Raw genomic sequence first — 12,113 nt, forward strand, 5'->3', positions numbered from 1 at the left:
TCAGAAATATCCTTCGCGCTTCTTCTTTTCCATCGATCCGGCCTGGTCCTTGTCGATGGCGCGGCCCTGGCGTTCGGAGACGGTGGCAATCTCCAGTTCGGCAATCACCTCTTCCAGCGTGGTGGCATTGGAGCGGATGCCGCCGGTCAGCGGCCAGCAGCCGAGCGTGCGGAAACGCAGCATGCCTTCCTGGATCTGTTCGCCGGGCAGCGGCTCGAAGCGCGGGTCTTCGGCCCACATCAACATGCCGTCGCGTTCCACATATTTCTGGCGCTTGGCATAATAGAGCGGCGGCAACTCGATATTTTCGGCCTGGATGTAGCGCCAGATATCGACTTCGGTCCAGTTCGACAGCGGGAAGGCGCGCACGCTCTCGCCGCGGCGGATCATGCCGTTATAGATGTTCCAGAGTTCCGGACGCTGGTTGCGCGGATCCCATTTATGGTCGGGCGTGCGGAAGGAGTAGATGCGCTCCTTGGCGCGGCTTGCCTCTTCGTCGCGCCGGGCGCCGCCAAAGGCCGCGTCATACCTGCCGGCGTCCAGCGCCTGGCGCAGCGCTTCCGTCTTCATCACGTCGGTATGATAGGCCGAACCATGGGAGAACGGGCCGATGCCTTCGCTCTTCCCACGCGGATTGGTATGCACGATCAGGTCGAGATCGAATTTCTCCGCAGTACGGTCGCGGAACGCGATCATTTCAGGGAATTTCCAGCCGGTGTCGATGTGCAGCAGCGGGAAGGGCACGCGGCCGGGATAGAAGGCCTTGCGCGCCAGATGCAGGAGCACGGAGGAATCCTTACCGATGGAATAGAGCATCACGGGACGCTCGAACTCGGCGGCCACTTCCCGGAAAATGTGGATCGCCTCGTTTTCCAGCGCCTTCAGATGCGGATCCAGCGGCGGCTTTGTCGGACTGTCCTTGGAATGGGGATCGAACTCGGATGAATGGGTGTGCATGATCTTGTTTGTCTTTCCTTGGGCCGCTGCCCAGATAATTTCGTTCGCAGCTACCGGAGCGAAGTCAGTTCAGGCCGGCGTTGGGATCGCGGACGTCGCCGCAGCCTCCGCCACATGCAGGCCGCATTCCCGCTTCTCGTCGTTCTCCCACCACCAGCGGCCCGCGCGCTCTGGCTCGCCGGGCTTGATGGCCCGGGTGCAGGGCTCGCAGCCGATCGAGGGATAACCGCGCTTGTGCAGCGGGTTGGTCGGCACCGCCTCGCGCTCGACATAGGCGTTGATGTCCTCGATCGACCAGTCCGCCAGCGGGTTTACCTTGATCAGGTCGCGCTCGGCGTCATATTCGGCAAAGGGCGTGGAGGCACGATTGCCGGACTGGCCGCGGCGAAGGCCGGTGACCCAGATGGATGCGCCATCGAGTGCGCGTGCCAGCGGCTTCAGCTTGCGCACATGACAGCAGGCATGACGCGCTTCGACGCTGTCATAAAAGCCGTTCAGGCCGTATTTCGCGGCATAGGCGTCGATATCGGCCTGCTCCGGCACGAAACGCTCGATCACCATGCCGAACCGCTCTTCGGTCTCGCCGATCAGGTCGAACGTCTCCTTGAACAGCCGGCCGGTCTCAAGCGTCGATACCGTGATCGGCAGGCGCGCAAGCCCGATGGCGGCGGTGATCACCTGGTCTTCAATGCCAAGGCTCGTCGTGAAAACGGCACGGCCAGAAAGGCGGGAGACCAGTGCCAGGCGTTCTGAAAGATCAAGGTCCGCCAACTGCCTGTCCAGCGAGTCGGCCGTCGTCTGCTTGTCTGCTGCGGTCATTGGGAATTCCTGTGGCGCATTTTGACGAGGAGTATCGCATTTCGGGCGGCGCGCGGACAGAAACAGCCGTGCGCCCCAGGTCGACATCAGAGCAAATATCTCTCTGAAGCGGCGCGCCGGAAGAAAACGCAACCGGCCTGCAGCCGGGCCGTAACTGCCGCAATTTCGGACTATTTTGGGAGCCAGAGAATTTTAAACGACCTGTTTGCAGAGTTTTTACTGCGTCATGCGACAAGCTCGGCTCCATCCAGAAAATCTAATAAATGCCGAATCGAAGACCTCTACGGAACCCCCATGGTAGATACAGCGACTGATTTATCTTCCCCGTCCTCGGCGAACGGAACGCGACGGATCGTGGCGCTGCGAGGCGTGATGCTGCGGGCCACGCGCTCTGTCGTGGCGCAGGTCCGCGCCCGCGTGATCCTGGCCTCCATCGTCGGCAGCCTCATGGTGGTTGCCGCCGGGCAATTTGTGATGGACGAAATGGCGCTTCGCCTCGGCTGGCATGTCTATCGCAGCGGGCTGGAGGACGAGGGCTCCGTTGGTCTCGCCTTCTTCCTGGGAACCCTGGCTGCGACGCGCATCGTCCGCCGGGTCCGCAATACCAGGCCGCAGCCTTGTTCCGAGCAGTTGAGCCGGGCGGTCGCGCTCTTGTCCGAGCAGCCGAGTGCCTGCGCCGGACTGGTGCGGCTTGGCGACAAGGCGCTGTTGTTTTCCGATTGTGGAAAGGCCTTCATCATGTATGCCCGCCATGGCCGCTCGCTGGTCGCCCTGTTCGATCCCGTTGGCGATCGCCATGCCTGGCAGGGCCTCGTGACCCAGTTCTGCGATCTGGCCCGCGACCAGGGCTGCCGGCCCGTCTTCTACCAGGTCTCGCCGGAATTCCTGCCTTATGCTGTGGATGTGGGGCTGAAGACCGTGAAGCTCGGCGAACAGGCCATCGTTGATCTCACTCGCTTCGATACCAAGGGTGGCGATTGGCTGAAGCTGCGCCGCTCCATCAATCGCGCCGAGCGCGATGGCCTGCAATTCGCCCTGCTCCAGCCGGAAGAGGTTCTCGCCGCCATGGACGAACTGGCTGAGGTCTCCGATGCCTGGCTTGCGCAGCACAATGCCGCGGAAAAGGGCTTTTCGCTCGGCACATTCAAGCGCGACTATGTCGCCTCCGGCCCCGTCGCCATTATCCGCCTGGAAGGCCGGATCGTTGCCTTCGCCAGCGTTCTCACGGCAGAGGCGGGCGGCGAGGCCTTCATCGACCTCATGCGCCATCGGCCGGATATCCATCGCGGCATGATGGACCTTCTGTTCGTGCGCACCATGGAGCACTTGAAGGCATCGGGGCATCGTGCCCTCAACCTCGGCATGGCGCCGCTGTCGGGGCTTTCAGCCCATGCCCAGGCGCCGCTGTGGAACCGCATCGGCCGTCGTGTCTACCGGCATGGCGAGCGCTACTACAACTTCCAGGGCGTTCGCGCCTTCAAGGAAAAATTCGATCCGCAGTGGCAGCCGCGCTATCTCGCGGTCAAGGGCGCAACCCTGCCGGTCGTCTCCCTAATCGATGTCACCATGCTGATCGGCGGCGGTCTCAAGGGCATCCTGCGTCGATGATCGCTCACATCGGAAGACGCTGCCGCCGGCTTGTGCCGTGGCTTGCCGCGCTTGCCTGCGCCACGGGTCTTGCCAGCTCGGTTATGGCCGCTGACTTCGGTCTGGAGAGCCTGCCCACGGATCGGCTGGTCAAGCCGGACGGCAAGATTGCCGGTATCGTCGTCCTGCTATCGGATGGCGATGGCTGGTCGCCGGATGAAGACAGGGTAACCGCCGATCTCATCGCCAAGGGTGCGCTTGTCGTCGGCGTCGACCTTCCCAGCTACTATGCAGCCCTGAGACAAATTCAGGATGACTGCCTCTATCTGGTTGCCGATGTCGAGAAGCTGTCGAAGGACCTGCATCGCCGGGAAGGCTTGGCCACCTATCACCCGCCCGTTCTGATGGGGCTGGGCGATGGGGCAACGCTTGCCTTGGCCATGACCGCGCAATCGCCTGACGCGACGATCGCCGAAACGCTTGCCGTCAATCCCGGTGCGGTCATCCCGCTGGAGACGCAGTTGTGCACACCAGCGCCGAAAACCCCGGTTGCCGGAGGCATCTCCTACGGCCTAACGCCGGGCGACCTGCCACAGCCGGTCACGATTGCCTTGGGCAGCGATGCCACTCCGGAAGGCCGGGCGCACACCGCTGCCCTCAAGCAGACCCATCCGGCGATAACAGTCATGGAGAGCCGTTCGCCAGGCCTGGACGTGCTGGAAGAGCAGGGCGTCGCCGCCTTTCAGCGGCAGGCCGCCGCCAGTCAGCCGCTCGATCTGCCCATCGTGGTGATCGACGCGAAGCCGCGTTTCGATACCATGGCGATCATCTATTCCGGTGACGGCGGCTGGCGCGATATCGACCAGCAGATCGGTGCCTATCTGGAGGAGGCGGGCGTTCCGGTCGTCGGCGTCGATGCGCTCCGCTATTTCTGGAGCGAACAAAGCCCGGAACAGACCGCCGCCGACCTGTCGCGCATCATCGCCGTCCATAAGGCCAGGTGGAAGGTGAGCAAGGTCGTGCTGATTGGCTATTCCTTCGGCGCCAACATCCTGCCGGCCACATATCTCAAGCTGCCGGCTGACGACCAGCGGTCCGTGTCCTTCCTGTCGCTGCTGGCCTTGTCCCACGCCGCCGATTTTGAGATCGCCGTCACCGGCTGGCTGGGAGTCGCGGGCGCCGCCAAGCATGGGGATCCCGTCGATCATCTCGCCGGCATAGGAGCCTCCAAGATCCAGTGCATCGAAGGCAACAAGGATGAGGAGAGCGCCTGTCCGGCGCTTCGCCCGCGTATCGCCGACGGCGTCGAAATCGTAACCCGCGAGGGCGGCCACCATTTCGATGGCGACTATAAAACGCTGACCGGCTTCATCCTCGATCGCATCAAGGGCGCGGCGAAATAGCCTAGCCCATCGCGTTCAACCAAAGGTGACCGCGGTCTATGCCTTTCATGCGCTATTCTCCCGTTCAGGTATAAAACAGGGAGACGCAGCATGACCCGTATCCTCGCCGCATCCGCGGCCATCGCCATCCTTGCCACAGCAGGTGCAGCACTCGCCCATCACGGCTGGTCCTGGGCTGAGGCCGACCAGATCGAACTGACGGGCAAGATCGAGAGCCTCTCCTTCGCCCCGCCGCATCCGACCCTGGAACTGGCGACGGCCGACGGCGGCTGGCGGATCGAACTCGGCAATCCCAACCAGACGCAGCGCTCCGGTTTTGTCGAGGGTGTCGCCAAGGTAGGCGACGAGGTGACAGTGCTCGGCAATCGCTCTCTCGACCCCAACGAAAAGCGCCTGAAAGCGGTGCGCGTGACGCTATCCGGCAAGCAATACGACATCTATCCGGAACGCATCCAGACCAACTGATTCCGCAATGGACTGGCTGGCACTGGTAAGCGATACGGCAGTCGCGCGTGCCATGACGCGGCTGCCGGTTCTCTATATCTTGGCAAGTTCAGCCCATATCATGGCGATCGGCGCCTTGTTCGGCTCCGTGCTGGTGCTGGACCTGCGCCTCCTCAGGCTGTTCAGGACGCTGCCGATGTCGCCGGCGATCAAGGTCCTGTCCCGCGTTGCCGCCTATGGGCTCACGGCAGCGCTGCTGACCGGCCTTGTCCTGTTTCTCGTTCGGCCGGCAGGCTACCTGCAGAACTCAGCCTTCCTGGCGAAACTCGCGCTGGTGGCGCTGGGCGGTATAAACGCACTTGCCATCCGCCGCCTCCCGGCCTGGCGGCAGTTCGAGGCAAGCGGGGAGGCATCCATGACCCTGCGTCTATCTGCAGCCCTGTCGCTCGTGCTCTGGGCCTCGACAATCATCGCCGGTCGCTGGATCGGCTTTCTCTGAACCTGGCACGACGTCTGTTGTTGAAGGCCAGATTTGTGATATCCTGCATCGCAATTGCAACGCGGGAGTTTCCAAATGAAATCGGCTACCATACCTTCGCTTCGCGTCGATCCGGCTCTACGTGCGGATGCAGAAAGCGTGCTGAAGGAGGGCGAGACCCTCTCGGCATTCGTGGAAAATTCATTGCGGGCGCAGATCCACTACCGCAAGACCCAGGCCGAGTTCATCGCCCGCGGTCTGGCCTCGCTCGCAGAGGCGGAACGGACCGGCGTCTATTACACGACGGAAGAGGTTTTGGGTCGACTCAAGGCTAAGCTTGACGCGGCAAAGGCGGCCCGTGAGGAATGACATACACGATCCGCTATACCGACGAGGCAATCGAAGACTTTGATCGACTATACGATTATCTAATATCCTTTGACGTCGGTCTGGCAGATAGAGCTTACAAGGCAATAGTTGCGGCGATCGAGCATCTGAGGACATTCCCCTTCAGTTGCAGAAAAGCCCGGGATGAGGACCCGTTTCTGCGTGAACTGATCGTCCCCTTCGGCTCAAGTGGCTACGTGGTCCTCTTTCGCGTCGATGACGGGGGAACGGTGACAGTCGCTGCCGTCCGCCACCAGCGCGAGGACGACTACCACTGACCCCCGTCGATCCGCCTACCTGTCGCTCACCCCAGCGCGCGGGTTCACCCAGGGCTCCTGGTTCGAACGGGGCAGGGGCTGCTTGCCGAGGATATGGTCCGCTGCCTTCTCGCCGGTCATGATCGAGGGTCCGTTGAGATTGCCATAGGTGACATGGGGGAAGATCGAGCTGTCGGCGACGCGCAGGCCCTCGACCCCGATCACCCGTGTCTGCGGATCGACCACGGCCATCGGGTCGTCGGCGCGGCCCATCTTGCAGGTGCCGCAGGGGTGATAGGCGCTCTCCAGATGCTCGCGCAGGAAGGCATCGATCTGCTCGTCCGACGTTACACCTTCACCCGGCTGGATTTCCGGCCCGCGGAACTCGTCAAAGGCCTTTTGCCCAAAGATCTCGCGGGTGAGGCGCACACAGTGGCGAAACTTCTCCCAATCCTCCGGATGGCTCATATAGTTGAAGCGGATGACAGGATCGGCTTTCGGCTCGGGCGAGCGCAGGGTCACCGATCCGCGTGACTTCGACAGGTTGTAGCCCACATGCACCTGGAAGCCATGGCTCTTTGCGGCGGCCTTGCCGTCATAGCTGATCGCGACAGGCAGGAAATGATACTGGATGTCGGGCTGCTTCAACCCCGGCGCCGAGCGCAGGAAGGCGCAGGCCTCGAACTGGTTGGAAGCACCAAGCCCGCCCTTGGACAGCAGCCACTGCGCACCGGCAACCCCCTGCCAGAACCAGGGCAGCCAGGAATAGAGGCTGACCGGCTTGGTCGAGACCTGCTGGAAGTAGAATTCCATATGGTCCTGCAGGTTGGCGCCAACCCCCGGCCTGTCCGCCACCACCTCGATCCCCATCGACTTGAGGTGCGCTGCCGGGCCGATGCCGGACTGCATCAAAAGCTTCGGCGAGTTGAACGACGATGCCGAGACGATCACCTCCCGGTTCGCCCTCACGACCTCGATCTTGCCGCCGCGCTCGACCTCGACGCCGACGGCGCGACCGTTCTCGATCACCACCTTGCGGGCGAGGCAGTGCAACAACTCGACATTGGGCCGCTTCAGCGCCGGCTTGAGATAGGCATTCGCCGCCGACCAGCGCCGGCCGTTATGAATGGTCTGCTCCATCAGGCCGAAGCCTTCCTGCTTGGAGCCGTTATAATCGTCGGTCAGCTCGAAACCCGCCTGCTGGCCGGCCTTGATGAAGGCATGGAACAGCGGGTTTTTCACCGGCCCGCGCCGCACATGCAACGGTCCGTCCGTGCCGCGCCATCCGGCCTCGCCGCCATGGGAGTTCTCCATGCGCTTGAAATAGGGCAGCACGTCAGCATAGGCCCAGCCCTGGGCGCCAAGCTCCTCCCAGCGGTTGAAGTCTTCCGCATGGCCGCGAACATAGACGAGCCCGTTGATCGACGACGATCCGCCGATCACCTTGCCTCGCGGCGCCGTGATCCTGCGGTTGTTGAGGTTCGGCTCGGGCTCCGAGAGATAGCCCCAATTGTAGCGCTTCATGCTCATCGGCCAGGCGAGTGCCGCCGGCATCTGGATGAAAGGCCCGAAATCCGAACCGCCATATTCGAGCACCAGCACGGTGTTCTTGCCGTCCTCGGAGAGCCGATAGGCCAGCGCCGAGCCGGCGGAGCCGGAACCGATGATGATGTAGTCTGCATTCTGCATTTAGCTGCCCCTCATCCGGCTGCCGCCACCTTCTCCCCGCGAGCGGGTAGAAGGCATAGGCCGCGCCGGCTTACTATTCGTCATGCCCCGTACACCGCGTCTCCTCTCCCTGCTTGCGGGGAGATGGTCAGGGTGAGGGGCCTTTGCTCAGTCAATACGGTGCCTCGCATTTGCCCATGCCGACATAGACGGTCTTCAGCTCGGAATAATGCTCCAGCGCCGCTGCCGAATTCTCGCGGCCAAAGCCTGATTGTTTCGATCCGCCGAAGGGGATTTCGACCGGGCAGAGATTATAGGTGTTAATCCACAGTGTGCCTGCTTCCAGATGGTCCACGACCCGGTGGGCACGGGAGAAATCTGATGTGAAGACACCGGCGGAGAGGCCGAATTCGGTGGCATTGGCGCGGGCGATCACCTCGGCCTCGTCCTCGAAATCGAGCACGCACATCACAGGCCCGAAGATTTCCTCGCGCGCGATGGTCATGTCGTCGGTCACATCGGCGAAGACGGTCGGCTGGATATAATAACCTTCGCCGGTGACGCTGTTCGGAATGCCGCCGCCGGTGATGAGCGTCGCCCCTTCCGCCTTGCCCTTGTCGATATAGGAGAGCACCTTTTCCCGCTGGGCGAGCGAGACCATCGGCCCCATCTGCGTCGCCTCGTCCTGCGGGTCACCGATCACGATCGCCTCGGTCCGCTGCTTGAGGCGGGCGAGGAAGCGCTCCTTCAGCGCCTTGTGCACGAAGACGCGCGTGCCGTTGGAGCAGACCTGGCCGGTGGAGTAGAAATTGCCAAGCATCGCGCCCGAGATCGCGCTCTCAAGATCGGCATCGTCGAACACGACGAGCGGCGACTTGCCGCCGAGTTCCATCGTCACATGCTTCAACTGGCTGGCCGCCGCGCCTGCAACCTTGCGGCCTGTCGGCACCGAGCCGGTCAGCGACACTTTGGCCACGTCAGGATGAGAGACGAGCAGCGGCCCCGTGTCCCGGTCGCCCTGGATGACGTTGTAGACGCCCTTGGGCAGGCCGGCCTCGATCAGGATTTCGGCGATCTTGAGCGCCCCAAGCGGGGTCACTTCCGAGGGCTTGAACACCATGGCATTGCCGGCGGCGAGCGCCGGCGCGCCTTTCCAGCAGGCGATCTGCTGCGGATAGTTCCAGGCGCCGATGCCGACAACCACCCCGAGCGGCACGCGTTTCGTATAGGCCCAGTCGCCTCCCAGCGGGATCTGGCTGCCATTCATGGCTGATGCGATGATGCCGCCGAAGAACTCGAACGAATCCGCGCCCGAGGTCGGGTCCGCGACGATGGTTTCCTGGATCGGTTTGCCGGTGTCGAGCGTTTCGAGTTCTGAAAGCTCGCGATTCCTGCTCCTGATGATCTCGGCCGCCTTTTTCAACACGCGTCCACGCGCCGCCGGGCTCCACGAGGCCCATTCCTTCTGCGCTTGGCTGGCAGACGCGATCGCCTTCTCGATGATGGCAGGGGTCGCGGCATGCAGGCGGGCGATCACCTCGCCGGTGGCCGGATAGATGCTCTCGATGACAGTGCCTGCGGTGTCCTCGACGTACTCGCCGTCGATGAAATGGGAGGCTTGTGGTTGAGCTTTCATCGTCATTCTCCTCGCGGATAGCGCTTGGATTCTTCCAGCACGTTGAGATCCATGTGGTTGCGCATGTAGCGCTCGGATGCCTTTTGCAGCGGCTGGTGATCCCAGGGGTAATAGGCGCCATTGCGCAGCGCCTCATAGACCACCCAGCGGCGCGCCTGGCTCTCGCGCACGGCGGCGTCGAAGGCGGCCATGTCCCAGCGCGCCTTGCGCTTCACCGCGAAATAGGTGACCAGGTCCGTGTGGGTCGGCTCGGCCGCGAGGTTGCGCAATTCCAGCGGATCGGCTTCGAGATCGAACAACTGGTCCGGATCCAGCGCGCAGTGAATGTATTTCCACTTGCCCTCGCGGATGCAGACCAGCGGCGCATAGGAGCCCTCGGCGGCATATTCCATCAGGACAGGCGCCGAGCGGTTTTCGCCCTTCATCATGCCCGTGAGGCTCATGCCGTCGGTCCAGGGCATGATCTCGTCCATCGAGATACCGGCGAGATCGCACAGCGTCGGCGTCACGTCGAGATTGGAGGTCGGCTGGGTGAAGAGGCCTGGCGTCACGCCGGGACCTGATATCATCAGCGGCACGCGGGCCGAGCCCTCGAAGAAGTTCATCTTGAACCACAGCCCGCGCTCGCCCAGCATGTCGCCATGGTCGGAGCAGAACAGGATATGGGTCTTGTCCAGCATCCGCGTGCGGGTCAGCGTATCGATCAGTTCGCCGACCTTTTCATCCAGATAGGAGATGTTGGCGAAATAGGCCCGGCGGGAGCGGCGCACATCCTCTTCGGTCACGTTGAAGTTCTTGTAGTCGCAGGAAAAGATGATGCGCTGCGAATGCGGGTCCTGCTCCTCGAGCGGGATTGCCCCCACCTCCGGCTGCAGGTGCTCGCAATCCTCGTAGAGGTCCCAGAATTTCTTGCGCGCCACATAGGGGTCGTGCGGATGGGTGAAGGACACCGTGAGACACCAGGGGCGGCGGCTCTCGTCATCGTTTTCCCGGGCGAGGTGGTAGAGCTTCTGGTTGGCGAGGAAGGCAACCTCGTCGTCATATTCCATCTGGTTGGTGATTTCGGCCACGCCGGCGCCGGTCACGGAACCCAGATTGTGATACCACCAGTCGATCCGCTCGCCCGGCTTGCGATAGTCGGGCGTCCAGCCGAAATCGGCCGGGTAGATATCGGTCGTCAGCCGCTCCTCGAAGCCGTGCAACTGGTCCGGCCCGACGAAATGCATCTTGCCCGACAGCGCGGTGTAATAGCCCGCGCGGCGCAGGTGGTGGGCGAAGGTCGGGATGGAGGACACATATTCCGCCGCGTTGTCATAGACCCGCGTGCGGCTCGGCAATTGCCCCGCCATGAACGAGGCCCGCGCCGGCGCACAAAGCGGCGAGGAGGTATAGTTGTTCTTGAACCGCGCCGACCGCGCCGCCAGCGCCTTCAGATGCGGCGCATGCAGGAACTCCGCCGGACCATCGGGAAAGAATTTCCCGTTCAGCTGGTCGACCATGATGATCAGGATATTGGGTTTCTCTGTCATGCGGTTTCTCTGTTGTTGTGTCGTGTGTGTGGCGGCGACCAAAATATGACTATGCTGGCGGCAACCCCCTCTGTCCTGCCGGACATCTCCCCCTCAAGGGGGGAGATCGGCAAGAAGCGCCAGCGCTCTCACTCCGTGGCCAAACACCACAAGGCTCGCAGCGGGCGGGGCGCCGCCACGAATCGATCTCCCCCCTTGAGGGGGAGATGCCCGGCAGGGCAGAGGGGGGTACTCACGCGCAAACGTGATAAAATTAACGCGCTGTTCCACGCCCAATCCCCGCCAACTGCCCCTCGATATAATCCTCGACTAGCGCCATCGACCCTTCCACCGTCACCGGTGCCGAGCGCAGACTTTGCCGGATATAAAGCCCGTCTATCATCGCAGCCGCGCCCTCGGCGATGCGGCCTGCGTCGTGGGCAGGACAAAGCGCCTTCAGCGCCGAAACCACGTTGGAATTGAGCCGCCGGGCATAGATCACCAGCAGGCGGCGCACCGCCTCGGACCGCTGCGCTTCGGTATAGAAGGCGAGCCAGGCCGCGATGGTCTCGGACGCGAACTGGTCGGCATGGAAGCTGACGCGGATCACCGCCGAAAGCCTCTCGCGCGGCGTCTGCGCATGCCGGAGTGCATCAACAGTGTCGGCCCGCAACTGCCGCAGCAGCGCCCTTATCGTCTCGATCAGCAACTGGTCCTTGGAGCCGAAGTAATGATGCGCGAGTGCCGGCGAAACGCCGGCCGTCCGGGCGATCTCGGACATGGTCACGTCAAGGCTGCCATGCTGGCCGATGGCCCGCAAGGCGGCATCAACGAGCGCCTTACGGCGCACCGGCTCCATTCCGATTCTCGGCATCTCTTCCCCTTTTTGTCCTGCAGCTTATTTTTGATTGATCCATCAATCAATAAAAATCTCCGACCTTAAATGATGGAATGCGGCGGGCTCGAAGC

12 protein-coding genes are annotated in these 12,113 nt (G+C 62.7%); 6 read left to right on the top strand and 6 right to left on the bottom strand.

The features are described from left to right. On the bottom strand, positions 1-957 hold the full coding sequence (gene cysD, locus B9A97_RS15880; protein WP_084366334.1) for a sulfate adenylyltransferase subunit CysD: 957 nt from the start codon (positions 955-957) through the stop codon (positions 1-3). Positions 958-1,026: 69 nt separating this feature from the next. Further along, complete coding sequence (locus B9A97_RS15885) at positions 1,027-1,776, bottom strand: phosphoadenylyl-sulfate reductase (RefSeq protein ID WP_084366335.1); 750 nt, start codon at positions 1,774-1,776, stop codon at positions 1,027-1,029. Positions 1,777-2,070: 294 nt separating this feature from the next. On the opposite strand from B9A97_RS15885, the gene B9A97_RS15890 reads away from it, so the two are divergent. The 6 genes from B9A97_RS15890 to B9A97_RS15915 all read left to right on the top strand — a co-directional run bounded on the left by B9A97_RS15890 (position 2,071) and on the right by B9A97_RS15915 (position 6,353). Next, positions 2,071-3,384: a phosphatidylglycerol lysyltransferase domain-containing protein gene (locus B9A97_RS15890; protein WP_084366336.1), complete on the top strand. Its 1,314-nt coding sequence runs from the start codon at positions 2,071-2,073 to the stop codon at positions 3,382-3,384. After that, a complete protein-coding gene (locus B9A97_RS15895) occupies positions 3,381-4,766 on the top strand; it encodes a virulence factor family protein (RefSeq protein ID WP_084366337.1) in 1,386 nt (461 codons plus the stop codon). The genes B9A97_RS15890 and B9A97_RS15895 overlap by 4 nt, the downstream gene beginning before the upstream one ends. A 90-nt stretch (positions 4,767-4,856) precedes the next feature. Further along, on the top strand, positions 4,857-5,231 hold the full coding sequence (locus tag B9A97_RS15900) for a DUF6152 family protein (RefSeq protein ID WP_084366338.1): 375 nt from the start codon (positions 4,857-4,859) through the stop codon (positions 5,229-5,231). Positions 5,232-5,238: 7 nt separating this feature from the next. Next, entirely contained in the window at positions 5,239-5,709 is a 471-nt protein-coding gene (locus tag B9A97_RS15905; protein ID WP_084366339.1) for a DUF6644 family protein, read from the top strand. Positions 5,710-5,784: 75 nt separating this feature from the next. Next, a complete protein-coding gene (locus B9A97_RS15910) occupies positions 5,785-6,057 on the top strand; it encodes a YlcI/YnfO family protein (RefSeq protein WP_084366340.1) in 273 nt (90 codons plus the stop codon). Next, the gene (locus tag B9A97_RS15915; protein ID WP_084366341.1) at positions 6,054-6,353 is read left to right on the top strand and encodes a type II toxin-antitoxin system RelE/ParE family toxin; all 300 of its coding nucleotides are present in this window, start codon (positions 6,054-6,056) and stop codon (positions 6,351-6,353) included. The genes B9A97_RS15910 and B9A97_RS15915 overlap by 4 nt, the downstream gene beginning before the upstream one ends. A 15-nt stretch (positions 6,354-6,368) precedes the next feature. Here the strand turns inward: B9A97_RS15915 and betA are convergent, their stop codons facing one another. The 4 genes from betA to betI all read right to left on the bottom strand — a co-directional run bounded on the left by betA (position 6,369) and on the right by betI (position 12,018). Then, positions 6,369-8,021, bottom strand: coding sequence for a choline dehydrogenase (betA, locus tag B9A97_RS15920; RefSeq protein WP_084366342.1), 1,653 nt, complete (start codon positions 8,019-8,021; stop codon positions 6,369-6,371). A 151-nt stretch (positions 8,022-8,172) separates the two neighbouring features. Next, positions 8,173-9,636 (bottom strand): betaine-aldehyde dehydrogenase, encoded by a 1,464-nt coding sequence (gene betB / locus B9A97_RS15925; RefSeq protein WP_084366343.1) that lies wholly within the window; start codon positions 9,634-9,636, stop codon positions 8,173-8,175. A 2-nt stretch (positions 9,637-9,638) separates the two neighbouring features. Further along, the gene (gene betC, locus B9A97_RS15930; RefSeq protein ID WP_084366344.1) at positions 9,639-11,165 is read right to left on the bottom strand and encodes a choline-sulfatase; all 1,527 of its coding nucleotides are present in this window, start codon (positions 11,163-11,165) and stop codon (positions 9,639-9,641) included. A 253-nt stretch (positions 11,166-11,418) separates the two neighbouring features. Then, a complete protein-coding gene (betI, locus tag B9A97_RS15940; RefSeq protein WP_084366345.1) occupies positions 11,419-12,018 on the bottom strand; it encodes a transcriptional regulator BetI in 600 nt (199 codons plus the stop codon). Between the last annotated feature and the right edge of the window lie 95 nt (positions 12,019-12,113).

The organism is Rhizobium sp. RU36D, assembly GCF_900176345.1.
In the GTDB taxonomy this organism is placed as follows: domain Bacteria; phylum Pseudomonadota; class Alphaproteobacteria; order Rhizobiales; family Rhizobiaceae; genus Allorhizobium.

Coding starts and splice junctions, on each gene's coding strand:
- B9A97_RS15885 (WP_084366335.1), bottom strand. CDS start 1,776: ATGACCGCAGCAGACAAGCAGACGACGGCCGACTCGCTGGACAGGCAG.
- B9A97_RS15900 (WP_084366338.1), top strand. CDS start 4,857: ATGACCCGTATCCTCGCCGCATCCGCGGCCATCGCCATCCTTGCCACA.
- B9A97_RS15890 (WP_084366336.1), top strand. CDS start 2,071: ATGGTAGATACAGCGACTGATTTATCTTCCCCGTCCTCGGCGAACGGA.
- B9A97_RS15905 (WP_084366339.1), top strand. CDS start 5,239: ATGGACTGGCTGGCACTGGTAAGCGATACGGCAGTCGCGCGTGCCATG.
- betI (WP_084366345.1), bottom strand. CDS start 12,018: ATGCCGAGAATCGGAATGGAGCCGGTGCGCCGTAAGGCGCTCGTTGAT.
- cysD (WP_084366334.1), bottom strand. CDS start 957: ATGCACACCCATTCATCCGAGTTCGATCCCCATTCCAAGGACAGTCCG.
- betC (WP_084366344.1), bottom strand. CDS start 11,165: ATGACAGAGAAACCCAATATCCTGATCATCATGGTCGACCAGCTGAAC.
- B9A97_RS15895 (WP_084366337.1), top strand. CDS start 3,381: ATGATCGCTCACATCGGAAGACGCTGCCGCCGGCTTGTGCCGTGGCTT.
- B9A97_RS15915 (WP_084366341.1), top strand. CDS start 6,054: ATGACATACACGATCCGCTATACCGACGAGGCAATCGAAGACTTTGAT.
- betB (WP_084366343.1), bottom strand. CDS start 9,636: ATGAAAGCTCAACCACAAGCCTCCCATTTCATCGACGGCGAGTACGTC.
- B9A97_RS15910 (WP_084366340.1), top strand. CDS start 5,785: ATGAAATCGGCTACCATACCTTCGCTTCGCGTCGATCCGGCTCTACGT.
- betA (WP_084366342.1), bottom strand. CDS start 8,021: ATGCAGAATGCAGACTACATCATCATCGGTTCCGGCTCCGCCGGCTCG.